Raw genomic sequence first — 22450 nt, 5'->3', positions numbered from 1 at the left:
CAGTTAACGGCGGGCATCAGCCTGATGCAGCGTCAGCCAGGCTGGAAAGTCTTCCAGCGGCATCGGGCGGGCAAAATAGTAGCCCTGCAGATGATCCACCCCGCGTTCGCGCAGATAATCCGCCTGTTCAGCCGTTTCTACCCCTTCGGCTACCAGACTGATATTCAGGCGCTGTGCCAGCGAAATCACCATATCCGTTACCGTGGCGTTAATGGCATCCGTACCGATAGCCGCTGTGAAAATCTTGTCGATTTTGAGCACGTCTGGCTGCAAATCTTTCAGGTAGGAGAGCGAGCTGTGACCGGTGCCAAAGTCATCAATCGCCAGCCGGACGCCAATGTCGTGCAGTTGTGCAATCACCGATTGATCGACGACCGGCAGGGCATCCCGCTCAGTGAGTTCCACCACCAGTTGCGGCACCGGACTGGCAGGCCACCACAGGTTTTGCAGATCTTCCAGAATGGCGCGGTCGCGAAAATGAGTGGCGGCCACATTGATGGCGATATGAAAGGCGGGATCATCGGGCAACTGCGGCAGCTTTCTCACCACCTCGTTCAGCACAAAGCGCGTCAGCGGCTTGATCAGGTTCTGGCGCTCGGCCAGCGGAATAAAGACATCCGGTGCGATCCAGCCCTGGCGGGCGTTATGCCAGCGTAGCAGCAATTCTATCCCGTCACACTCGCCGCTTTTGCTGTTGATCAGCGGCTGGCAATAGACCATAAACTCACGGGCCGTAATGCCATAGCTGATTTGCCAGCTGAGGCTCATGCGATTTGCCGTTGCCAGCCAGATAATGTAGCCCATCAGCAGGCTCAGCAGCAGCGCCAGCGGCAGCTGTGAGGGAAGTGTCGCCAGCGCCAGCCGTGTCGGCGAAGGGCCATAGAGGGTGAGCGTAAACGGGTAGCGCAGCGAACCCTGCTCGTAACTCACTTCGTCATCTGCCGGCACCGTTGGTTCTATCAGCGGATTGCCATACTCCAGGCTCTCACCATTAACATTAAACACAGCGCGTTCAACCCAGGGCAACTGAGGCTCCAGCAGGTAGTTACTCATCATTTCAATGTTGATGACCTGCAATATTCCCGAACGGTTATCCAGGCTTTTTGGCGTCCACAGCAGTAAAACCGGCGAGCCTTTCAGCAGATACTGATCGGTTGAGAGGGTCATACGCTGGCTGTTGAAGGCAAGGTCAGGATAAGTCTGGCTGAAAGGGATAGTGCGCGGGCCGTAAATACTGGAGCAGTAAAGCATGTCGTTTTCGACCAGCAGAATGGCACGTACCGTCTGCAGAGAGGAGATTTTTTCGACGAGCGGAAAACGCACGTCCTGACAGGGAACGCCCACCAGCCCCAGCGTATTATTGGCTGAAACCTCCAGCGGTGAAAACATCCGGTCAAACCGCATAATCGCTTTGTCGGCGAAATCCATCGCCTGCTGTTCAATACGTGACTTCTCTTCGATGTAGCGAAAGGCCAGCGTTAATATCAGCACCACGGTGGCGATTGACAGTGCGATCAGCAAACGCTTGCGTCTGAATTGTCCAACAAATTGCTGGGCCATAAACATCAGTATCCACCTTCCCAAAAAGCCAGAAAAAAGCAAAAAATAACGGGGTTAGTATCGGCACGGCCAGGTCAATATTGAGGCCGGAATGCAGAAAAGCGGGTCTGGAAAGCTGCGCAGACCGGACGGCTGCGCGGAAAACACTCTACCGTTTAAACCTGCGCTGAGATAGCGCAGGATGCGGATTTTATTACGTTTGCACGTTATTTATGCGATTAAACGTTTCGCTTAATCACACTGAACTTTAATCGCCAGACCGCCACGGGAAGTTTCACGGTATTTCGCGTTCATATCCTTGCCGGTCTCATACATGGTCTCAATAACCTTATCCAGCGAGACGCGAGGTTCACTGGTGCGACGAAGTGCCATACGCGCCGCGTTAATGGCTTTAACCGAGGCGATAGCATTACGTTCAATGCAGGGAACCTGAACCTGACCGGCCACTGGGTCGCAGGTCAGTCCCAAATTATGCTCCATGCCAATTTCAGCGGCGACACACACCTGTTCCGGGCTACCCCCCAGCAGCTCTGCCAGACCGGCCGCCGCCATCGAACAGGCGACACCCACTTCACCCTGGCAGCCCACTTCCGCACCCGAAATAGAGGCGTTCATTTTGTACAGCACGCCTATGGCGCCCGAGGCGAGGAAATAGCGCAGGAAAATATCGGGCGTCACCGGCTCGATAAAGTGATCGTAGTAAGCCAGCACCGCAGGCACGATACCGCAGGCACCGTTCGTCGGCGCCGTGACCACACGGCCACCTGCGGCATTCTCTTCGTTGACCGCCAGCGCAAACATATTGATCCAGTCGATAACAATCATCGGATCGCTGGAGTGCTTGGTGGAGGAGGTCAGCAGGCGACGCAGGGAGGCGGCACGACGGGGCACGCGCAGCGGGCCTGGCAACACGCCTTCAGTATTCAGACCGCGATCGATACAGGCCTGCATGGTCTGCCAGATTTTGGTGAAATAGGCATGAATCTCGTCGCGGCTGTGCAGTGCCAGCTCATTTTTCATCACCAGGCCCGACAGTGACAGGCCGGTTTCGCGACAGTGCGCCAGCAGATCTTTGGCGGAGTGGAACGGCCAGGGCACAGAGACCTCATCCAGTGCCGACTGACCGAAGTGCTCTTCATCCACAATGAACCCACCGCCCACGGAGTAGTAGGTTTTCGACAGGATCAGCAGGTCGCCCGCAAATGCCAGCAGGCGCAGGCCATTTTCATGCAGTGAGAGGTTCTCACTGCGGAACACCATGCCGCCTTCGCGCGGGAAATCAACTTCATGCGCGCCTTTTGCCAGCAGCAGACGCTCACGCTGTTCAACATCTTTAATAAATGCGGGAATGGCATCGATATCTACCGTGTCCGGCGATTCGCCAGCCAGACCCATAATAATGGCGATATCCGTGTGATGCCCTTTGCCGGTCAGCGACAGAGAACCGTAAACATCCACGGCGATCCGGGTGACCTCCTGCAGCTTTCCCTGTTCGCAGAGCAAATCCACAAATTGTTTACCCGCTTTCATCGGGCCGACAGTATGCGAACTCGAGGGGCCAATGCCCACTTTGAACATGTCGAAAACACTAATCACAGGTGACACTCCTCACATTTATTCTCAGTCTGCCGGGGCAGTTTATGGCGCCCATAGTAATGGTCATGCACCGGAAAAGAGCAGCTTTTCGCATGAAATAAACTTATCAAAACTGATAGAAAAAATTATAGCTCAGCCCGGCAGCTCGCTGACGGGCTGGAAGGGAGAAAAAGAAGTAGAAAGGTCTCAGAAGGCGATCTGTGTACTCAGTGAACGGATAATCCCTGCTGTCATGCCCCACACCAGATAATCCTGATAGCGCGACAGCCAGACCGGATGGCGTACACCCGCCCGATGCACCTCCAGCGCGCTATAGCGGCTGAGCTGCAGTGCCTCAGCCAGCGGCATCTCGAAGGCACTGCTCACCTCATCCGGATTAATCGTTAAGCGCAGATCGGCCGGAATAATGCCCAGCACCGGTGTTACCTGAAAGCCGGTGCTGCTGGTGACGGCGGGCAGCGCGCCTAATATCTCGACCTGCTGTGGATCGATACCGACTTCTTCCTGCGCCTCACGCAGGGCGGTGGCGATCAGCGAGGCATCGGTGTCATCCTGCATGCCGCCGGGAAAGGCGACCTGGCCGGCGTGTTTCCGCAGGGCGTGTGAGCGCTGCGTCAGCAACAGACCCGGTTCATGACGGGCTACAATCGGCACCAGCACCGCGGCATGACGTCCGGAAAGACGCTGCGTGCTGCGGGCCGGCTGCTGCAGAAGAAAGCGGCTGCGGAAAACCTCAAGCGTCAGTGCCAACTGAACCTCCTGTCTGTTCCAGAGCCGGTAAAATCCGGCTGACTTTATCGAGCGTTTCCTGATACTCCGCTTCAGGATCGCTGTCTGCCACCAGCCCGCCACCCGCGGCACAGTAAAGCTGCTGGCCTTCGGCAATCAGTGTGCGGATCGTGATGCTGGTATCCATCCGGCCACACAGGCTGAGATAGCCGATACTGCCGCACCAGGCATTGCGCCGCTGCGGCTCCAGCTCATCAATAATCTCCATCGCCCGAATTTTGGGCGCACCGGTTATCGAGCCGCCCGGAAAACAGGCGCGCAGCAGATCGGTGGCCTGCAGGGTGTCAGGCAACTGCGCCCGTACCGTGCTCACCAGATGATGGACGGCGGGGAAGGGTTCAACCACAAACAGTTCCGGCACCGTGACCGAGCCGGGCAGCGCCACGCGGCCAATATCGTTGCGCAGCAAATCGACAATCATCAGGTTTTCAGCCCGATCTTTCTCCGCATAACGCAGTGCCTCAGCCTGTTGCGCATCGGCAATCGGATCGGCACAGCGTGGCCGTGTGCCTTTAATTGGTCGGGTTTCAATCTGGTTTTGATTCAGCGACAGAAAGCGCTCCGGCGACAGGCTGAGGATGGCACTTTCTGGCAGGCGCAGAAACGCGCTGAACGGCGCGCGGTTAGCCGCGTTAAGCAGAGTAAACGCCTGCCACTCATCACCCTGATAACCGGCCTGAAAACGCTGCGCCAGGTTAACCTGGTAACAGTCACCGGCCTGAATATAGGCCTGAACCGCAGCAAAACGCGCGGCGTAATCGGCATAGCTCAGATTAGAACGCCAGCCGCTGGTCAGTGAAAAAGGCACGGCTTCACGCGCGGGCCACTGCGCCAGCCAGGCGGCGCGCGCCTGAGCGTCATTTAAGGCCACCAGCGTCAGGGTTTGCTGATGATGATCGGCAATCAAGGCCCAGTCATAGATCCCCACGGCCATGTCCGGGGTTGTAAGATCGGCTGCGGCTTTTTGGGGCAGCAACTCAAACCGGCGGCCCAGATCATAACCAAACAGGCCGAGCGCGCCGCCCTGAAACGGTAGCGCTTCGCAGGCCGCAGGCGTCACGCCCAGCGCATCACATTGTTGCTGCACCAGCAGCAGGGGATCCGCGGCCGATTCGGACGTGCCGGTCGCGTCGCTGATGGTCGTGATCGGCCCGCGGGTCACCAGGGTGGCGCGGGGATCGGCCGTCAGAATATCGAAGCGGTTGTCGCTGTGGCTGGCCTGCGCGGAGGAGAGCAGCATCGCCCACGGCAGATGGGCAAGGGTGGCAAAACGCTGTGTCAGCGCATCCGGGGTATAATCAAGCGTGAGGGTTTCAACAATCATCGGGCAGACAAATCAGCAGGCAAAGAGGCGGTCAGACTGACATATTTTTTCCCGACTGGCACCTGTTAGTTCCGCATGGGATACTGTCGGCCCCAACGCAGGAGTAGAACATGTTTATTGGATTACCGGCTCTCTCACATGAGCAGCAACAGCAGGCCGTCGAACGTATTCAGGAGTTAATGACGGGTGGTTTATCGAGCGGTGAAGCGATCGCCCAGGTGGCGCAGGAAATCCGTCAGAATCACAAGGGCGAACAGATTCGGGCGTTATTCGACGACGAAGATGAAGAAAACGAAGAGGAATAACACCCGACGTCTTTAGCGTGCAGCGATGATTTTAATTTCGATTTTGTACTTTGGATTCAGCAGCCCGGCCTGAACCGTACAGCGCACTGGCGCATTGCCCGGTGAGACCCAGGCGTCCCAGGCCCGGTTCATGGCGGGGAAATCAGCCTTATCCACCAGAAAGAGCGTGGCATCAAGGATCTTACTTTTATCGCTGCCGAGCCGGGTCAGAATGGCATCAATCACCGCCAGCGCGTTAGCGGTCTGCGCTTCTGCGTCAGCCTCCAGATTTTCAGGCACGCTGGTGTAATAGATGGTGTCGTTATGAATAACAGCTTCGGACATGCGATGTTCCGGGTCAATGCGGGTAATACTCATCGGTTTCTCCCTGGTTAAGTGCGCATTAGCCTGGCACACTCCCGATATGGCTGTCACCCCCTTACGCCTTACAGGCAGCGCTCAACAATCGCCTGTCTGTCTGCCATCACATCCGGGGACATCCGGAAGGTCGTGAAATATTTCACCTCCGCCCCTTTTCTATGGGGTGAGACATCCGCAAAAATAGAATCTTCCCAGGTGAAGACGCTGATCTCGCTGCCGGCAGGCTGGGTGTGAGTGGTGTTATCCCGGGCAATAACGCGGGTGGTGGACCAGCCACGATAAATACAGTCGCTGAGCTGAGGGACGGTACGGGTGCTTTGACCCTGAAAAACGGGTGGCTGCAGACGAGCCTGATCAGGCGTGGGAGCCTGGCAGCCACAAAGTAGCAGCACGCCAGCCAGAGAGCCGATGCGGTAATAGTTCATAACATGCCTCCGCCTGAGTCAGGCAGTCGGGTTAAGGCCATCTGCATAACACCGCCTGAATGGCAATGTTAAACCAGTCTCAGCACGTCAGCCTGCGGGTGCCACATCCCAACCGTAAGCTGATTTAATCATTATAATCCGGGCGGTTATTTCCTCGCTGCGTTCCTCTGCATTTGATAACTGCATCACACTGTCGGTCTGGCAGGATTGAATGAGGTGTCAAAGGTTACTTGCCAGCCCATGACGTTAACAGCCGGGCAAAGGCACGGAATTGAGGGCGCTGATGGCTTAGAAATGGTATAAATCCGCCAAAGTTAACGCCACAGGATGAGGATGAGAATATGGCGAATACGCAGTATCTGTTTTGGGTGATGGCTGGCGCACTGACGCTGCTGTTTATTGTTATTGCGGCGTTTGTGGGGTTATCCAAAGGCAGTAAGCAGGGTGTGATTACATTTGCGGTACTGTTCGTCATTATGCTGGCGGGCGCGCTTTACATACACCACTAGCGCTAAGCAATCAGATCATTTTCAGACTGTTACAGCAATTTCACGCCTTGCTCACATTTCAGGCGGAAAATGTGCGGCCTCGTGTGCCGGTTAACTATGCTCAGTTGAAATAGCAGCACTGCTATTTATCACCGGAGGTAATTATGTCTGAACGTCCTGATTATGATGAACCGCTGCCAGATGATGCTGAGATCTATCCGGAAGATGAAGAAGAGAATGAGGAAGACGATCCGTCAGAAAAGGATGTTTAACCGTCTGAAAGGGATATCTATCGAAGTGCCTTTCTTCTGATTCAGGCTTACACCGCAAAACCGCCAGTCGTGCAGTTTTGCGGTTTCTCACTTCTGTAGCCTGCATCGATTCGCCTCTTTCTAAGCTGTTTTATCTCTGAGCCTGCCGATCAATTTGTTCTTCAGGTTTTCTGCTGAGTCTATTTCCTGAGGCAGATAATCCATTTTAATTATCGCGTAAAGCGTTATTTGAAATATAAATCCTACAAGTCATATTTATTAAATTAACATTGATAGAAATTATAGACTCGTTATTCATTCCTCTTTTGATTAACCGCATTTTGTCATCTTGCTGACGCAACGCTGAGAGGAATAGTATCCCTGCCGCACATTTGCTTATTAAGCAGGGATAAAATGAAACAACTAAAAATGTTAAGTCTGGTTATAGCGATTTCGTCTGTCAGCGCAGCAGGCGCCGCAGAGCCACACTGGACGTATGAAGGCAAAGCCGGTCCGGCGCACTGGAGTGAACTGACCAGCGACTTCCACATGTGTCACGAAGGCAAGTCACAGTCGCCCATTAATATTACAAATCCGATCGAGGGACATTTACAGCCGCTTGATCTGGCTTATCACACATCCGCTGAGAAGGTTATTAATAATGGTCACACCATTCAGGTAACCGTTGATGAGGAAGATGACTTTGTACTGGATGGTGAAAAATTCACACTGCGTCAGTATCATTTTCATACGCCGAGTGAAAACCAGATTAACGGAGAAACGTTTCCGCTTGAAGCCCACTTTGTTCACAGCAAAGAGGATGGCGATCTGGCCGTGGTCGCGGTGATGTTTAAGGTTGGTAAAGAGAATCCGGCACTGGTGCCATTAATTGACGCAATGCCGAAACAGCAAAACAAACAGGTAAACATTAACCGGCAGGTAGATTTACGCGCACTCTTTCCGGCAGACCTGCACTACTATCGTTTCAGTGGTTCCCTCACGACGCCACCCTGCAGCGAAGGTATTCGCTGGCTGGTGCTGAAAGAGCCGGTTACGCTCTCTCAGGCGCAGCTCGACGCGTTTAAGCAGGCGCTGAAAACCACCAATAACCGTCCGCTGCAGCATCTTAATGGCCGGATGATTGTTCAGTAATAACGGCTTTTAGCGCTTCTTAAACCTGCGCAAATGACTGATATGTCCTCAGGCATACCGGCAACGCGACGGGTTCTTTTCAGGCGGCTTCGGGCCGCCTTTTCTGTGTCTGTCAGCTGTAAATTCGGGTGGCTTAAGACGGCATTGCTATCGGCATGAAAATCATAAGTGGTTGATATTTTTCGATTTTGCTTTGTTAATCCAATACTGACATAATTACAGTGTTTTTGCCGTTCTTAGTGAGGGTATGTGGCAGACGATTTTGCAGTGGATGGCGCTCTGGCGCTGGCGATCGCAGGCTTTAAGCCGCGTGAAGCACAACGTGAGATGGCGCAGGCGGTATCTGAAGCCGTAAAACAGCAGGGTGAACTGGTGGTCGAAGCCGGCACCGGCACCGGTAAAACCTATGCTTACCTGGCACCCGCTTTGCGGGCCGGTAAAAAAGTGATTGTCTCCACTGGATCCAAAGCGCTGCAGGATCAGCTCTATGCCCGCGATCTGCCCACGATGATCAAGGCGCTAAAGTTCAAAGGCAAAACTGCCTTACTGAAAGGACGTTCCAACTATCTCTGTCTGGAACGCATGGAACAGCAATCTATGGCAGGCGGCGATCTCACTGTACAGGCTCTGACTGACCTGGTAACGCTGCGCAGCTGGTCATCACAGACGGAAGATGGCGACATCAGCAGCTGTGCGGGCGTCACCGAAGACAGCCCGGTCTGGCCGCTGGTGACCAGCACCAACGATAATTGCCTTGGCACCGATTGCCCGCGCTATAAAGAGTGCTTTGTGGTTAAAGCGCGTAAGCGCGCTATGGACGCCGATGTGGTCGTGGTTAACCACCACCTGTTTCTTGCCGACCTGGTGGTGAAAGAGGGCGGCTTCGGTGAACTGATTCCCGAAGCGGATGTGATGATATTCGACGAAGCCCATCAGTTGCCTGACATCGCCAGTCAGTATTTTGGTCAGCAGCTCTCCAGCCGTCAGTTACTCGATCTCGCCAAAGATATTATTACCGCCTACCGCACCGAGGTGCGTGATGCTCAGCAGCTGCAGAAATCCGCTGACCGCCTGGCGCAGTGCGCGCAGGATTTCCGCCTGGCATTAGGCGATCCCGGCTATCGCGGAAATCTGCGCGAACTGCTCAGCGATAATCAGATACTGCGTATGTTCACCCTGCTGGATGATGCGCTGGAGCTCTGTTACGACGTCATCAAACTTTCTCTGGGGCGTTCAGCCCTGCTGGATGCCGCCTTTGAGCGGGCCGCGCTCTATCGTGGCCGGTTAAAACGGCTGCGGGCGATCAACGAGCCGGGCTACAGCTACTGGTATGAATGCACCTCGCGTCACTTTATCCTGGCGCTGACGCCGCTCTCGGTAGCGGAACGTTTTCGTGAGGTAATGGATAACCGCAAGGCGGCGTGGATTTTCACCTCGGCGACACTGGCGGTAGATGAGAAAATGGCCCACTTCGCCGAACGACTGGGTGTGAATGCGGCAAAGAGCCTGATTCTGAACAGCCCGTTCGATTTTGCGAAGCAGGCCCTGCTTTGTGTACCACGCAATCTTCCGGAATCTAACCGTCCCGGTAGCGCTCGCCAGCTGGCCGCGATGATGAAACCGCTGATCGATGCCAATAAAGGCCGCTGTTTCTTCCTCTGTACTTCGCATCTGATGATGCGAGAGCTGGCCGCAGAGTTTCGCGCCTCGATGACACTGCCGGTGCTGGTACAGGGTGAAACCAGCAAAGGTCAGTTACTGAAGCAGTTCATTGAGAAGGGCAATGCTCTGCTGGTGGCGACCAGCAGCTTCTGGGAAGGGGTGGACGTGCGGGGTGATGCGCTGTCGCTGGTGATCATCGACAAACTGCCCTTTACCTCACCGGAAGATCCATTGCTGAAAGCCCGAATGGAAGATTGCCGGATTCGCGGCGGCGATCCCTTTGCCGATGTGCAGTTGCCGGATGCGGTAATCACCCTGAAGCAGGGTGTAGGCCGTCTGATTCGTGATACGGACGATCGTGGGGTGCTGGTCATTTGCGATCAGCGTCTGGTCTCACGGCCTTATGGCGCGCTGTTTCTCAACAGCCTGCCGCCGACGCCGCGCACACGGGACATTGCCCGTGCCATCGCCTTTATCCGCCAGCAACCCGAACCAGACGCATAATTTTATGCTAAGATGCGCGCCGTTTTCTTTCTTCTGAGGTAGTCATGTCAGCCCGAATTTTAGCGCTGGATACGGCGACAGAAGCCTGTTCAGCCGCCTTGCTGAATCAGCAACAGATTGATGCCCGATTCGAGATTGCTCCGCGCGATCATACGCAGCGTATTCTGCCGCTGGTCGAGGAGCTGCTGCTGGCGCAGCAGCTGGAGCTGACCGAACTGGACGCGCTTGCCTTTGGCCGGGGTCCTGGCAGTTTTACCGGCGTGCGGATCGGTATTGGTATTGCGCAGGGACTGGCACTGGGCGCATCACTGCCGATGATCGCCGTTTCCACTCTGGCGACGCTGGCGGAAGGGGCCTGGCGTCTGCACGGGGCAACCCGGGTCTTAACCGCTATCGATGCGCGGATGGGCGAGGTTTACTGGGCCGAATATCAGCGTGATGAGCAGGGTGCCTGGCAGGGTGAGGCCAGTGAAAGCGTGCTGTCACCCGAGGCAGCACTCGCCCGGATGCAGGCGCTTTCTGGCGACTGGATGACCGCCGGCACCGGCTGGCAGGCTTATCCAGCCTTGCAGCAGGGACACGATCTGACCCTGAACGCCAGCGACGTTACACTGCCCGCCGCTCAGGATATGCTGCCACTGGCGACTCTGGCGCTGGCGCGGGGAAATACGCTGCTGCCGGAAACGGCGGAGCCGACCTATCTGCGGAATGAAGTTGCCTGGAAAAAATTACCAGGCCGGTAAAATACACGCAACTTATTGTTATACGTCAAGTCTAAGTCTTTACCTAACGGGAGAACGTCTATGTCGTCAATGTGTGGTAAAGGGCTTTCAGGTCTGCTGCTGACCTGTGTGCTGGCGTTAACCGGCTGTGTTTCCATTCCTGACACGCTGCAGGGCAGCTCACCTCAGCCGCAGCAGGATTTGTTGCGGGTGATGAGCGATCCCTCGCTCTTTGTCGGGCAGGAATCGCGCTTTGGCGGCAAGGTGGTGAATGTCACTAACCTGAACGGCAAAACCCGGCTTGAGATTGCGGCACAGCCGCTGGATGAGAGCGCCAGACCGCGTCTGGGTGCGGCCTCGGTTGGCCGGATTTATGCTGACATTCACGGTTTTGTTGATCCGGTGGATGTCAGAAACCAGTACGTTACCGTGCTGGGTACGCTGAAGGGCACGGAGCAGGGTAAAATTGGTGAGGCCGATTACAAATTTGCGGTCATCGATGTGCGCGGTTATCAGCGCTGGCGGATTGCCCAGCAGGTAACAGCACCACCACAGCCGATGGATCCCTGGATCTGGTATGGTCCGACCCGTCATCGCGGCGGATACTGGGGGCCTAATCCCTACTGGGGAATGGTTAACACCGGACCTTCAGAGGTGCAGACCATCCTGACCGAATAAGTGTAAACATGATTTATCCAGCCCGGTCGCGGTGCTCGCTACCGGGCTTTTTATTGGCCTGTTTTCCCGGCACGAAATTTAGTGATGCACTTCGCAACCTCAACATGCCGAAACAGGCAAACTGGTACAATCAGTTAAAATATTGTTAACAAACCAGATTGGCTGAGGCAGCGATGGAAATACAACATAATTATCGGGGTGGATCCTTGAATAAGGTTTGGCTGAAACGCTACCCGGCAGATGTGCCTGCCGAAATAAGTGCAGATCGTTACACCTCGCTGGTGGATCTGTTTGAGCAGGCCGCAAAACGCTACGCCGATCAACCCGCGTTCCTGAACATGGGTCAGAAGATGAGTTATCGTCAGCTGGAAGAGAAGAGCCGTGCCTTTGCTGCTTACCTCCAGCACCAGCTGGGCCTGAAAGCAGGTGACCGGGTGGCGCTGATGATGCCTAACCTACTGCAGTATCCGGTGGCCCTGTTTGGTGTGCTGCGTGCCGGTATGGTGGTGGTCAACGTGAATCCGCTTTACACGCCGCGTGAGCTGAAGCATCAGCTCAATGACAGTGGAGCCAGCGCCATCGTGATCGTCTCAAATTTTGCGCATACGCTGGAAAAAGTGGTGGCGGAAACCGCTGTGCGGCATGTCATCCTGACCCGGATGGGCGATCAGCTGGCACCGATAAAAGCCACACTGGTTAACTTTATCGTTAAGTATGTGAAGAAGCTGGTGCCGAAATACTATTTACCGGGCGCCATTTCGTTTCGCCAGGTACTGGAAGTGGGTGCCACGCTCAATTATCAGCGACCGACGGTCTCGAATGACGATCTCGCCTTCCTGCAATACACCGGTGGCACCACCGGCGTGGCGAAAGGGGCGATGCTGACCCATTGCAACATGCTGGCGAACCTGGAGCAGACCCGCGCGACCTATGGCAAAGTGCTGCGTGACGGAAAAGAATTTGTGGTCACCGCGCTGCCGCTTTATCACATCTTCGCTTTAACCGTGAATGGCCTGCTCTTCCTGGAGCTTGGCGGTCAGAATCTGCTGATCACCAATCCCCGCGATATTCCCGGCTTCGTTAAAGAGCTGGGTAAAGTGCCGTTTACAGCGATTACCGGCGTGAACACGCTGTTTAATGCGCTGCTCAACGATGAGCAGTTCAATAAACTCGATTTTTCAACGCTGCGTCTCTCTGCGGGTGGCGGAATGGCGGTGCAGAAAGTGGTAGCTGAGCGCTGGGAAAAGCTTACCGGACACTATCTGCTGGAAGGCTACGGCCTGACCGAATGTTCGCCGCTGGTATCCGTCAATCCGTATGACATCAACTGTCACACGGGCAGTATCGGCCTGCCGGTTCCTTCAACCGACGTACGCATTCTGGATGATGCCGGAAACGAAGTGCCGCCGGGGGAGCCGGGCGAACTCTGTATCAGCGGCCCGCAGGTGATGCTGGGCTACTGGCAGCATCCGCAAGCGACAGCGGAAGTGCTGAAAAATGGCTGGCTCCACAGCGGTGATATTGTTACCGTTGACGAGGAAGGGTTTATTCGCATCGTAGACCGCAAAAAAGATATGATTCTGGTCTCAGGCTTTAATGTCTATCCGAATGAGATCGAAGATGTGCTGATGCAGCACCCGAAAGTGCGTGAAGCCGCGGCAATTGGCGTACCCAGCGATCTGTCAGGTGAAGCAGTAAAAGTCTGCATCGTGAAAAAAGAGGCGTCGCTGACCAAAGAAGAGGTGCTCGATCACTGTCGACGCCAGCTGACCGGTTACAAGGTGCCAAAAATCATTGAGTTTCGTGATGAGCTACCCAAAACCAATGTAGGCAAGATCCTGCGACGTGAGCTGCGCGACGAGGCGAAGCCCGGCGCGAACTGAATCTGTATCAGAATTGAGGTTGAACGCCGGCATGTCCGGCGTTTTTATTGTGTTTAACATGGAGCGCCGCGCGTTGTTGGCTGCGGTGGAAATCAGACGTGAACTATTCCCTTATTGACCAGGATGAACAACTGGCTGACGTGTGCCAGAAAGCCCGCCAGCATGCAGCGGTAGCACTGGATACCGAATTTGTCCGCACCCGCACCTACTACCCTCAGCTTGGCCTGATCCAGCTGTTCGACGATCACCAGCTGGTGCTGATTGACCCGCTGAATATCCGTGACTGGTCACCCTTTATTGCGCTACTGACCGACACCAGCGTGACTAAATTCCTGCATGCCGGAGGAGAAGATCTGGAAGTCTTCCTGCACCGTTTCGGCGTGCTGCCGACGCCGATGATCGACACCCAGATTCTGGCAGCCTTCTCCGGCCAGCCCCTCTCCTGGGGCTTTGCCTCCATGGTGGCGCATTTCACGCAGGTCGAGCTGGATAAAAGTGAATCACGTACCGACTGGCTGGCACGCCCTCTGACCCAGCGTCAGTGCGAGTATGCGGCGGCGGACGTTCACTATCTGCTGCCGATTGCCCGTCAGTTGATGATTAACACGGAAGAGGCCGGGAACATGGCGGCGGCACTGAGTGAGTGCGATAACCTGTGTCAGCGCCGTCTCGACAGTGTGGCACCGGATGAAGCCTGGCGGGATATCACCAACGCCTGGCAACTGCGTCCGCGTCAGTTGGCGGCACTACAACGGCTGGCGGCCTGGCGTCTGAAGCTGGCGCGTGAAAAGGATATGGCGGTTAATTTTGTGGTGCGTGAAGAGCATCTGTGGAAAGTGGCGCGCTTTATGCCAGGCTCTCTGGGTGAGCTGGATCATCTGGGGCTGTCAGGCCACGAAATCCGTTTCCACGGCAAAACGCTGGTGGCGCTGGTGGCCGAAGCAGAGGCGCTTGACGAGAATGAACTGCCGGCTCCGCTGGGCAATCTGATCGACCATCCGCACTACAAGCAGGTGTTTAAGGCAATGAAGGCGCTGGTACAGCAGGTGAGCGAGCAGAGCGGATTCAGTCAGGAGTTACTGGCGTCACGACGTCAGATTAATCAGGTGTTAAGCCTGCACTGGGGCCTGAAGCCACAGGGACGTCAGCCGGAGCTACTTACCGGATGGCGGGGCGAACTGCTGAAACCCGGCATTGAGGAGATTCTTGCGGGTTGTTAACCGGTTAAATTTCCCCTGCCACTGCGCAGGGGAAATTCAGGAAACGGTCAGCGTCATTTAGTCACTTCATCCGTTTCCGGCAGCGTGACGTTCAGCTCCAGAATCGAGATGTCATCACCTTTCTGATCGAGCTGTACCGTGACCATTTCCGGATCGATCTTCACATATCTGCAAATCACTTCCAGAATGTCGCGCTTAAGTTGCGGAAGATAGTGGGGCTCACTGTCGCCCCTTCTCCGTTCTGCCACGATAATCTGCAGCCGTTCCTTGGCTATGTTGGCAGTGTTCTTCTTCCGGGATAAAAAGAAATCAAGTAATGCCATGGTTTATCCCCCGAACAGGCGTTTCAGGAAACCCTTCTTCTCTTCTTCGATAAAGCGGAAGGGGCGTACTTCACCGAGTAACCGTTCAACGGTATCGGCATAGGCTTTGCCAGCATCAGATTCGCCGTCAAGAATCACCGGCTCGCCCTGGTTAGAGGCACGTAACACCGATTGATCTTCAGGGATCACGCCGACCAGAGGAATGCGCAGAATTTCCAGCACATCTTCCATGCTCAGCATATCGCCACGGTTTACCCGGCCAGGGTTATAACGGGTCAGCAGCAGATGCTCCTTCACCGGGTCCTGACTGTTTTCAGCGCGGCGGGATTTAGAGGAGATGATGCCGAGGATGCGGTCGGAGTCGCGGACAGAAGAGACTTCCGGGTTGGTGGTGATGATGGCTTCATCAGCAAAGTAGAGCGCCATCAGTGCGCCCGTTTCAATCCCTGCCGGTGAATCGCAGACGATGAAATCAAACTCCATTGCGGCTAAATCGTTCAGGACTTTCTCAACACCTTCACGCGTCAGCGCATCTTTATCGCGGGTCTGCGATGCAGGCAGAATGTAGAGCTGCTCAGTACGTTTGTCGCGAATCAGCGCCTGGTTGAGCGTGGCATCGCCCTGAATAACGTTAACGAAGTCGTAGACCACACGGCGCTCACAGCCCATGATCAAATCCAGGTTACGCAGACCGATATCAAAGTCGATAACGACCGTCTTTTTGCCTTTCTGCGCTAAACCGGTGGCGATGGCCGCGCTTGACGTGGTCTTACCAACGCCCCCTTTACCGGATGTAACTACAATAATGCGTGCCATAAATGTTGATTTCCTTAACAAAAGAAAAGGGGCCTAATTAAGTGTCTGGATAGTCAGCGCGCCATCCTGCAGGCACAGGCGCGCGGCTTTACCAAAAAATTCTTGTGGGATCTGATCCATGATCCAGTACTCCCCGGCAATCGAGACCAGCTCGGCCGCCAGGTTAGTACAGAAAATCTGGCAGTTACGATCGCCGCTGGCACCTGCCAGGGCGCGACCGCGCATCATGCCGTAAATATGAATGTTGCCATCGGCGACCAGTTCGGCCCCGGCACTGACGCTGCTGGTGATAATTAAGTCGGCGTCACGCGCATAAATCTGCTGGCCTGAGCGCACCGGCGTGTTCACGATGCGGGTTTTCGCTGCTGCCGTCTCGGTTACAACCGGCTGCGGTTCAGGAGTGGGGGCCGGCTGCGGTGCCTCGGCGCGCGGCCTGGCCTCTTTGCCTTCTGCCAGTACCGGCAGCCCTGCACGCACGATCATGCGTTTCAGTGCTTCATCTTTGCAGCCGCTTACGCCGACAATGCGCAAGCCGGTAGCAAGAATCGCCTGCTGCAGCTGTTTCCAGTTAACATCGGCACTCAATGTAGCGACGTTAAGCACCACCGGGGCGTTTTTCAGGAAATCGGGAGCCTGGTCAATCTTGTCCTGGAGTGCCTTGCGAATCACCGCAGGGTCATGGTGATGCAAATGGACGACAGACAGGGTGAAACTGCTACCTTTGAATTCGATTGGCGTTTGCGACATCTGTCCCGACTCAGTCCTGTTTTCACTACCGTTAACCTGACGATGATAAAATCATCGCTGAAGCGCTAACGGTGAATATTCGAAGTTCTGCAAGCATGTTATAGTTACAGCTATATTCAGACAAGCCTCAACGCCGGTTAATTCGAGTAAAAAATATGTTTTGTGTGATCTACAGAAGCCCGTTACGTGACCAGACTTATCTTTATGTTGAAAAAAAGGACGATTTCTCGCGCGTTCCGGAAGAATTGCTGAAAGGATTTGGCAAGCCGCAGCTGGCGATGGTGCTAAAGCTGGCAGGCCGCGACAGGCTGGCTAATGCGGATATCAATAAAGTTAAGCAGGGATTGAGCGAGCAGGGTTATTATTTACAGCTTCCACCGCCGATTGAAAGTCTGCTAAAAATTCATTTAGAGGCCGATAAAAAAGTTTAACTCGGATTCTTCTGTAAATATAAATCCTGTTGGTGCGATACTGCAGGGTTAATATTGCTCTGAAGCTGCGCAAAATTAACGGCGCAGCTTATCTGTTTCACCCCTGTTTAAATACCCAGTCCACATTTTCACACCTTATTTGTACGATTATTCAGCATGCCAGGGGCATCGTTTACGCTTTTTGACAAATTCCGCACCCCGAATGGTTAAAAGGATCTTATTATCACGCTCTGTTGCTGGCATTTCGATCAATGCATCAGCAAACATCAACCCGCCAGCCGCGCTGGCATCACACCTAACCTGAACAGGGGATGAGCATGTATCAGCATCATAACTGGCAAGGCGCTCTGTTAGATTTTCCGGTCAGCAAAGTGGTTTGCGTCGGCAGTAATTATGCAAAACACATTAAAGAGATGGGCAGTGCGACGCCAACCGAGCCGGTAATCTTTATCAAACCGGAAACGGCGCTGTGTGATTTGCGCCAGCCGCTCTCCATTCCCGACGCTTTTGGCGAAGTTCATCACGAAGTCGAACTGGCGGTGTTGATTGGTGCGACGCTGAAGCAGGCGAGTGAAGAACACGTGGCTAAGGCGATTGCAGGCTATGGCGTGGCGCTGGATCTGACGCTGCGCGACCTGCAGTCCGGGCTGAAAAAAGCGGGCCAGCCATGGGAAAAATCAAAAGGCTTTGATAACGCCTGTCCCATCTCCGGTTTCATCCCGGTAGCCGAATTCAGTGATGATCCACAGAATGTCGAGCTTAAGCTGGTGGTAAACGGAGAAGTGCGTCAGCACGGCAACACCGCCGATATGATTCACAAAATTCTGCCGCTGATTGCCCATATGAGCCACTATTTTACGCTGCGTGCAGGCGATGTCATTCTGACCGGGACACCTGAGGGTGTGGGTCCGATGCGCTCGGGTGACAAGCTGGAAGTGTCGCTGGCGGGTCACGGCATCAGCACGCGCGTACTCTAAAAACTTGCATCACCACAGCATAGGCTTTATAAGGTGCGTTTCAGGCACAACCCGGACAAATCATCATGACTGACACCCCTTTCTGGCAACAAAAACGCCTGGCACAAATGAGCGATGAGGAATGGGAATCCTTGTGTGATGGTTGTGGCCAGTGTTGCCTGAACAAGTTGCAGGACGCTGACACGGATGAGATTTACTTCACCAACGTCGCCTGCAATCAGCTCAATATTAAAACCTGCCAGTGCCGTAACTATGAGCGCCGCTTCGAATTAGAAGAGGATTGCATCAAGCTGACGCGCGAAAATCTGACCACCTTTAACTGGCTGCCGCGCACCTGCGCCTACCGGTTGCTGGGTGAGGGCAAAGGATTGCCAGTCTGGCATCCGCTGCGGGCCGGTTCGAAAACCGCGATGCATGCGCAGCGAATTTCGGTGCGTTATATTGCGGTGCGGGAGAGTGAAGTGCGGGACTGGGAAGATCACATTATTGATCGCCCCGATCGTAACGGCTAAACGCCACGGTATCATCTGAAACGTAAAAAGGCTGCAAGTGGCAGCCTTTTTCGATCTCAGCACGTTTCGTGTCAGCGACCAAAGAGATCGCGACGCTTAGGTTTGAAAGGCTGAGCAATCAGTACCAGAACGGCGACCAGCAGATAACCAGCAAACACCCCAATCATCCACTGCGGCATGCTGAGTGTCAGGAAAGTCCAGCTGCGTTCTGCACAGTCGCCGCTGGCCAGAAACACCGACGGCAGCCACTTATCCAGCGGTAACCCGCTGGGAAAACGGGCAGCAAAATCACAGGTCGTAAACGGGTTTGGATGCAACTGAATCATCGTATGTTCATAAGAGAGACGCAGGCCCTCCCAGGCACTGTAGATCCATAATGCCAGAGCGCCCAGACGCAGCGGTGATTTCGGCGCAATCGCACCGACCAGACCCGCGCCCAGCACACCAAACAGCGCATTACGTTCATAAATACACATCACGCAGGGCTTTAATCCCATCACGTGCTGAAAGAAGAGTGCCGTCAATTCCAGTGCAAGCGCCGTCAGTGCCAGTAATAACCAGGCTCCCCGACCACGAGAACATTGATTCAGATATCGCAACATATTGCATTCCCTGTAAACGTTAATGCCACGCAGTGTAAACCAAAAGCGCGGGCAAACCAGCCAGGTACAGGGAAAAATCGTGTGCAAACATGACCTGATTCTGATCCAGAGCAGGTTACAGGAGGATAAGCGGAGGTCTTCCAGCTGATGCCTGCTCGGTTAACAGCGCCAGGATGTCGACGTTGAGAAAAACCCGGCTGCAATTGGCAGAAAGCGAAACGGCAAGTGCAGGCCATCCGGAACCCGCATACTGTGCTTTCAGGATGATTTTCTGCTGCTTTTGAGACTGAATGTTCCGGCGCAGAAAAGCGTGCATCCGGCCATCGTCTTATAACAGCAGCGTTCGCCGTCAGCCAGTCTGAAATATGCGCCCGCGCCAGGTTTTAATGGTTACGCAGGCTATATCCGCTATAGGGCGTCTGGTATGATGAGTCCCCATCATGATTAGAAAAGCAACGAGAACACATTGCTATGGTTATAAAGGCTCAGAGTCCAGCGGGATTTGCTGAAGAGTATATTATTGAAAGCATCTGGAACAGTCGCTTTCCGCCCGGATCGATTCTTCCTGCTGAGCGTGAGCTTTCTGAATTGATTGGGGTAACGCGCACCACATTGCGTGAAGTGCTGCAGCGTCTGGCACGTGACGGCTGGCTGACGATTCAGCACGGCAAACCGACGCGCGTAAACGATTTCTGGGAGACCTCCGGCCTTAATATTCTGGAAACGCTCGCCCGCCTCGATCACGACAGTGTGCCGGTGCTGATTGACAACCTGCTGTCAGTCCGCAGCAACATTTCATCGATTTTTATCAGCCGTGCGCTGCGCCATCATCCGGACAAAGCGCGTGAAGTGCTGGAAACGGTAAGTGCCGCGGCCGATCAGGCGGATGCTTATACCGAGCTCGACTACCGGGTGTTTCGCGGTCTGGCATTTGCATCAGGCAATCCGATTTACGGTCTGATTCTCAACGGCCTGAAAGGCCTCTATACCCGAGTGGGTCGTCACTACTTTTCCAGTGCGGAAGCGCGCCAGGTTGCGCGGGATTTCTATCTGACTCTTCTGGCCTTGTGCGACAAAGAGCCAGGACAGGATGAGATTGTAGAGGTGGTGCGCAACTATGGCCGCCGCAGCGGCGAAATCTGGCACAGCATGCAGAAGAACCTGCCAGACGACCTCGGCAATAAACGATAAAAAAAACCGGACATCGCGTCCGGTTTTTTGTTTTTAGCCCATCAGAGCGATGAACCGCGCGGCGGATTACGATCCAGCAATTCGACGCTGCCATCTTCGTTCTGCTGTTCCAGAATCACATCAAATCCCCACAGACGATGCACATGCTTCAGCACCTCACGACGACTCTTATCGAGCGGCGTACGGCTCTGTGGCACATAGCGCAAAGTCAGCGAACGATCGCCACGCAGATCGACGTTGTAGACCTGAATATTAGGCTCAAGATTACTCAGGTTGTACTGTGCAGAGAGCTGCTGGCGAATGGCACGATAGCCCGCCTCATCGTGGATGGCAGCGATCTCCAGATAGTTGTTGCGGTCATCATCCAGTACGGTGAAGAGACGGAAATCACGCATCACTTTCGGCGACAGGAACTGGCTGATAAAACTTTCATCCTTAAACTCACGCATCGCAAAATGCAGCGTTTCCAGCCAGTCGGAGCCGGCGATATCCGGGAACCAGTAGCGATCTTCTTCAGTCGGTGACTGACAGATCCGCTTGATATCCTGCATCATCGCAAACCCTAACGCATAAGGGTTGATGCCGTTGTACCACTGACTGTTATAGGGCGGCTGATAGACGACGTTGGTGTGACTATGAAGGAACTCCATCATAAAGCGTTCCGACACTTTGCCTTCATCGTAAAGGTGATTAAGGATGGTGTAGTGCCAGAACGTCGCCCAGCCTTCATTCATTACCTGCGTCTGCTTCTGCGGATAGAAATACTGGCTCACCTTGCGCACAATGCGCAGGATCTCACGCTGCCAGGACTCCAGCAGCGGCGCATTTTTTTCCATAAAATAGAGCAGGTTTTCCTGCGGCTCAGAAGGGTAGCGTGCCGCTTCAAAAGCTACTGTCTCTTTCTCACGCCGTGGCAGCGTTCGCCATAGCGTATTCACCTGGCTCTGCAGATACTCTTCACGGCTTTTCTGCCGCGCCTTCTCCTCCTGAAGGGAGATTTTCTGCGGGCGTTTATAGCGATCGACGCCATAATTCATCAGGGCATGGCAGGAGTCGAGCAGTCGCTCGACCTCTTCGACGCCATAACGCTCTTCGCAGTCACTGATATAGTTTTTGGCGAACAGCAGGTAATCGACAATCGAGCCGGCATCGGTCCAGCTGCGGAACAGATAGTTATTTTTGAAGAAGGAGTTATGGCCATAGCAGGCATGCGCCATCACCAGCGCCTGCATGGTCATGGTGTTCTCTTCCATCAGATAGGCGATGCAGGGGTTTGAGTTGATAACGATTTCATAGGCCAGACCCTGCTGACCATGCTTATAGCGCTGCTCGGTCTCGATAAACTTTTTACCGAATGACCAGTGTGAATAGTTAATGGGCATGCCAACGCTGGAATAGGCATCCATCATCTGTTCTGAGGTAATCACTTCAATCTGGTGCGGGTAGGTATCAAGCCGGTAGAGTTTAGCAACCCGGTCTATCTCTGCTAAATAGACATCAAGCAGTTCGAATGTCCAGTCTGGTCCGTCATTGAGTCGTTTGCTGTCTCTGATGGCTTCGTCAAAGATTGTCGTCATAGCGCACCTCTTTTTTGCAAACCGGCTGACCCGAAAGACAACCCGTTCTGGTTATTTAAGGCTTCATCCTGAAAAAGGGAACCCGAAAAAAACTGAGCGAACACAACAATGATAGCCCACTGTCGCTTATCCGAAATGCGAACTCAAACGAATTCTTTGGCACAAAATCATTAAGACAGGTGCGGCAGAGAATTTAATAGCCTTTAATTCGAACGTTATTTCAAAACGCGGAATATCATCCTGTTTATAAGCAGAATGTATGGGGTTGAATGATTCTCCTGCCATGCGCAGATTTAACTGCTTTCGTTGTCATTTATTTCTGTGTTTATGGATTAAGGCGCATAAAGCGCTGAAA

At 54.2% G+C, this 22450-nt stretch carries 23 protein-coding genes; 12 read left to right on the top strand and 11 right to left on the bottom strand.

What is annotated here, in order from left to right:
• Positions 1 to 3: 3 nt before the first annotated feature.
• From FA92_RS09440 to pabB, 4 genes are all read right to left on the bottom strand, one after another.
• Positions 4 to 1566 carry a cyclic diguanylate phosphodiesterase gene (locus tag FA92_RS09440; RefSeq protein ID WP_033783287.1) on the bottom strand — a complete coding sequence of 521 codons (1563 nt, stop codon included), beginning with the start codon at positions 1564 to 1566 and terminating at the stop codon, positions 4 to 6.
• Between the two features lie 225 nt (positions 1567 to 1791).
• Complete coding sequence (locus FA92_RS09435) at positions 1792 to 3156, bottom strand: L-serine ammonia-lyase (protein ID WP_033783286.1); 1365 nt, start codon at positions 3154 to 3156, stop codon at positions 1792 to 1794.
• 186 nt (positions 3157 to 3342) lie between these two features.
• Positions 3343 to 3906 carry a CoA pyrophosphatase gene (locus FA92_RS09430; protein WP_033783285.1) on the bottom strand — a complete coding sequence of 188 codons (564 nt, stop codon included), beginning with the start codon at positions 3904 to 3906 and terminating at the stop codon, positions 3343 to 3345.
• Positions 3890 to 5269 carry an aminodeoxychorismate synthase component 1 gene (gene pabB / locus FA92_RS09425; RefSeq protein ID WP_033783284.1) on the bottom strand — a complete coding sequence of 460 codons (1380 nt, stop codon included), beginning with the start codon at positions 5267 to 5269 and terminating at the stop codon, positions 3890 to 3892. The genes FA92_RS09430 and pabB overlap by 17 nt, the downstream gene beginning before the upstream one ends.
• Positions 5270 to 5379: 110 nt before the next feature.
• Between pabB and FA92_RS09420 the strand changes: the two genes are divergently transcribed.
• Positions 5380 to 5574 carry a YoaH family protein gene (locus FA92_RS09420; RefSeq protein ID WP_013358092.1) on the top strand — a complete coding sequence of 65 codons (195 nt, stop codon included), beginning with the start codon at positions 5380 to 5382 and terminating at the stop codon, positions 5572 to 5574.
• 12 nt (positions 5575 to 5586) lie between these two features.
• Here FA92_RS09420 and FA92_RS09415 read toward each other — a convergent pair whose 3' ends face one another.
• Both FA92_RS09415 and FA92_RS09410 read right to left on the bottom strand, forming a co-directional pair.
• A complete protein-coding gene (locus FA92_RS09415) occupies positions 5587 to 5931 on the bottom strand; it encodes a RidA family protein (protein WP_013358091.1) in 345 nt (114 codons plus the stop codon).
• A 68-nt stretch (positions 5932 to 5999) separates the two neighbouring features.
• Positions 6000 to 6359, bottom strand: a complete 360-nt coding sequence (locus FA92_RS09410; RefSeq protein ID WP_013358090.1) for a hypothetical protein — start codon at positions 6357 to 6359, stop codon at positions 6000 to 6002.
• A 341-nt stretch (positions 6360 to 6700) separates the two neighbouring features.
• Here FA92_RS09410 and FA92_RS23440 point away from each other — a divergent pair, with 341 nt between their 5' ends.
• From FA92_RS23440 to rnd, 7 genes are all read left to right on the top strand, one after another.
• Positions 6701 to 6868, top strand: a complete 168-nt coding sequence (locus FA92_RS23440) for a hypothetical protein (RefSeq protein WP_013358089.1) — start codon at positions 6701 to 6703, stop codon at positions 6866 to 6868.
• A 644-nt stretch (positions 6869 to 7512) separates the two neighbouring features.
• Positions 7513 to 8250: a carbonic anhydrase family protein gene (locus FA92_RS09405; protein ID WP_033783282.1), complete on the top strand. Its 738-nt coding sequence runs from the start codon at positions 7513 to 7515 to the stop codon at positions 8248 to 8250.
• A 249-nt stretch (positions 8251 to 8499) separates the two neighbouring features.
• Positions 8500 to 10416, top strand: a complete 1917-nt coding sequence (locus tag FA92_RS09400) for an ATP-dependent DNA helicase (RefSeq protein ID WP_033783281.1) — start codon at positions 8500 to 8502, stop codon at positions 10414 to 10416.
• Positions 10417 to 10460: 44 nt separating this feature from the next.
• Entirely contained in the window at positions 10461 to 11159 is a 699-nt protein-coding gene (gene tsaB, locus FA92_RS09395) for a tRNA (adenosine(37)-N6)-threonylcarbamoyltransferase complex dimerization subunit type 1 TsaB (protein WP_033783280.1), read from the top strand.
• A 60-nt stretch (positions 11160 to 11219) separates the two neighbouring features.
• Entirely contained in the window at positions 11220 to 11816 is a 597-nt protein-coding gene (locus tag FA92_RS09390; protein ID WP_013358084.1) for a Slp family lipoprotein, read from the top strand.
• A 206-nt stretch (positions 11817 to 12022) separates the two neighbouring features.
• On the top strand, positions 12023 to 13699 hold the full coding sequence (gene fadD, locus FA92_RS09385) for a long-chain-fatty-acid--CoA ligase FadD (RefSeq protein WP_156105694.1): 1677 nt from the start codon (positions 12023 to 12025) through the stop codon (positions 13697 to 13699).
• Between the two features lie 98 nt (positions 13700 to 13797).
• On the top strand, positions 13798 to 14919 hold the full coding sequence (rnd, locus tag FA92_RS09380) for a ribonuclease D (protein ID WP_013358082.1): 1122 nt from the start codon (positions 13798 to 13800) through the stop codon (positions 14917 to 14919).
• A gap of 53 nt (positions 14920 to 14972) precedes the next feature.
• Here the strand turns inward: rnd and minE are convergent, their stop codons facing one another.
• The 3 genes from minE to minC are packed head-to-tail and all read right to left on the bottom strand — an operon-like array spanning position 14973 to position 16805.
• On the bottom strand, positions 14973 to 15242 hold the full coding sequence (gene minE / locus FA92_RS09375) for a cell division topological specificity factor MinE (RefSeq protein ID WP_008925314.1): 270 nt from the start codon (positions 15240 to 15242) through the stop codon (positions 14973 to 14975).
• A gap of 3 nt (positions 15243 to 15245) precedes the next feature.
• A complete protein-coding gene (minD, locus tag FA92_RS09370) occupies positions 15246 to 16058 on the bottom strand; it encodes a septum site-determining protein MinD (protein WP_003852716.1) in 813 nt (270 codons plus the stop codon).
• Positions 16059 to 16091: 33 nt separating this feature from the next.
• Positions 16092 to 16805, bottom strand: a complete 714-nt coding sequence (gene minC, locus FA92_RS09365) for a septum site-determining protein MinC (RefSeq protein WP_013358080.1) — start codon at positions 16803 to 16805, stop codon at positions 16092 to 16094.
• Positions 16806 to 16960: 155 nt separating this feature from the next.
• Here minC and FA92_RS09360 point away from each other — a divergent pair, with 155 nt between their 5' ends.
• The 3 genes from FA92_RS09360 (at position 16961) to FA92_RS09350 (ending at position 18725) form a co-directional block, all read left to right on the top strand.
• Positions 16961 to 17236 carry a YcgL domain-containing protein gene (locus FA92_RS09360; protein ID WP_003852719.1) on the top strand — a complete coding sequence of 92 codons (276 nt, stop codon included), beginning with the start codon at positions 16961 to 16963 and terminating at the stop codon, positions 17234 to 17236.
• A 317-nt stretch (positions 17237 to 17553) separates the two neighbouring features.
• A complete protein-coding gene (locus FA92_RS09355; protein WP_013358079.1) occupies positions 17554 to 18213 on the top strand; it encodes a fumarylacetoacetate hydrolase family protein in 660 nt (219 codons plus the stop codon).
• A 65-nt stretch (positions 18214 to 18278) separates the two neighbouring features.
• Positions 18279 to 18725: a YcgN family cysteine cluster protein gene (locus tag FA92_RS09350; RefSeq protein WP_013358078.1), complete on the top strand. Its 447-nt coding sequence runs from the start codon at positions 18279 to 18281 to the stop codon at positions 18723 to 18725.
• 71 nt (positions 18726 to 18796) lie between these two features.
• Here the strand turns inward: FA92_RS09350 and dsbB are convergent, their stop codons facing one another.
• Complete coding sequence (gene dsbB, locus FA92_RS09345; RefSeq protein WP_013358077.1) at positions 18797 to 19327, bottom strand: disulfide bond formation protein DsbB; 531 nt, start codon at positions 19325 to 19327, stop codon at positions 18797 to 18799.
• Positions 19328 to 19798: 471 nt separating this feature from the next.
• Between dsbB and fadR the strand changes: the two genes are divergently transcribed.
• Positions 19799 to 20518, top strand: coding sequence for a fatty acid metabolism transcriptional regulator FadR (gene fadR / locus FA92_RS09335; RefSeq protein WP_013358075.1), 720 nt, complete (start codon positions 19799 to 19801; stop codon positions 20516 to 20518).
• A 41-nt stretch (positions 20519 to 20559) separates the two neighbouring features.
• Here fadR and FA92_RS09330 read toward each other — a convergent pair whose 3' ends face one another.
• The gene (locus tag FA92_RS09330; RefSeq protein WP_013358074.1) at positions 20560 to 22095 is read right to left on the bottom strand and encodes a SpoVR family protein; all 1536 of its coding nucleotides are present in this window, start codon (positions 22093 to 22095) and stop codon (positions 20560 to 20562) included.
• Between the last annotated feature and the right edge of the window lie 355 nt (positions 22096 to 22450).

The organism is Pantoea sp. 9140, from assembly GCF_000745295.1.
GTDB lineage: Bacteria > Pseudomonadota > Gammaproteobacteria > Enterobacterales > Enterobacteriaceae > Pantoea > Pantoea vagans.
Note: the sequence above shows the minus strand (reverse complement) of the source record. Positions and strands in the feature narration are given on the sequence as shown.

Coding starts and splice junctions, on each gene's coding strand:
- FA92_RS09410 (WP_013358090.1), bottom strand. CDS start 6,359: ATGAACTATTACCGCATCGGCTCTCTGGCTGGCGTGCTGCTACTTTGT.
- FA92_RS09350 (WP_013358078.1), top strand. CDS start 18,279: ATGACTGACACCCCTTTCTGGCAACAAAAACGCCTGGCACAAATGAGC.
- FA92_RS09355 (WP_013358079.1), top strand. CDS start 17,554: ATGTATCAGCATCATAACTGGCAAGGCGCTCTGTTAGATTTTCCGGTC.
- FA92_RS23440 (WP_013358089.1), top strand. CDS start 6,701: ATGGCGAATACGCAGTATCTGTTTTGGGTGATGGCTGGCGCACTGACG.
- FA92_RS09415 (WP_013358091.1), bottom strand. CDS start 5,931: ATGAGTATTACCCGCATTGACCCGGAACATCGCATGTCCGAAGCTGTT.
- pabB (WP_033783284.1), bottom strand. CDS start 5,269: ATGATTGTTGAAACCCTCACGCTTGATTATACCCCGGATGCGCTGACA.
- fadR (WP_013358075.1), top strand. CDS start 19,799: ATGGTTATAAAGGCTCAGAGTCCAGCGGGATTTGCTGAAGAGTATATT.
- FA92_RS09405 (WP_033783282.1), top strand. CDS start 7,513: ATGAAACAACTAAAAATGTTAAGTCTGGTTATAGCGATTTCGTCTGTC.
- FA92_RS09390 (WP_013358084.1), top strand. CDS start 11,220: ATGTCGTCAATGTGTGGTAAAGGGCTTTCAGGTCTGCTGCTGACCTGT.
- minD (WP_003852716.1), bottom strand. CDS start 16,058: ATGGCACGCATTATTGTAGTTACATCCGGTAAAGGGGGCGTTGGTAAG.
- minE (WP_008925314.1), bottom strand. CDS start 15,242: ATGGCATTACTTGATTTCTTTTTATCCCGGAAGAAGAACACTGCCAAC.
- FA92_RS09360 (WP_003852719.1), top strand. CDS start 16,961: ATGTTTTGTGTGATCTACAGAAGCCCGTTACGTGACCAGACTTATCTT.
- FA92_RS09330 (WP_013358074.1), bottom strand. CDS start 22,095: ATGACGACAATCTTTGACGAAGCCATCAGAGACAGCAAACGACTCAAT.
- FA92_RS09420 (WP_013358092.1), top strand. CDS start 5,380: ATGTTTATTGGATTACCGGCTCTCTCACATGAGCAGCAACAGCAGGCC.
- minC (WP_013358080.1), bottom strand. CDS start 16,805: ATGTCGCAAACGCCAATCGAATTCAAAGGTAGCAGTTTCACCCTGTCT.
- FA92_RS09440 (WP_033783287.1), bottom strand. CDS start 1,566: ATGTTTATGGCCCAGCAATTTGTTGGACAATTCAGACGCAAGCGTTTG.
- dsbB (WP_013358077.1), bottom strand. CDS start 19,327: ATGTTGCGATATCTGAATCAATGTTCTCGTGGTCGGGGAGCCTGGTTA.
- tsaB (WP_033783280.1), top strand. CDS start 10,461: ATGTCAGCCCGAATTTTAGCGCTGGATACGGCGACAGAAGCCTGTTCA.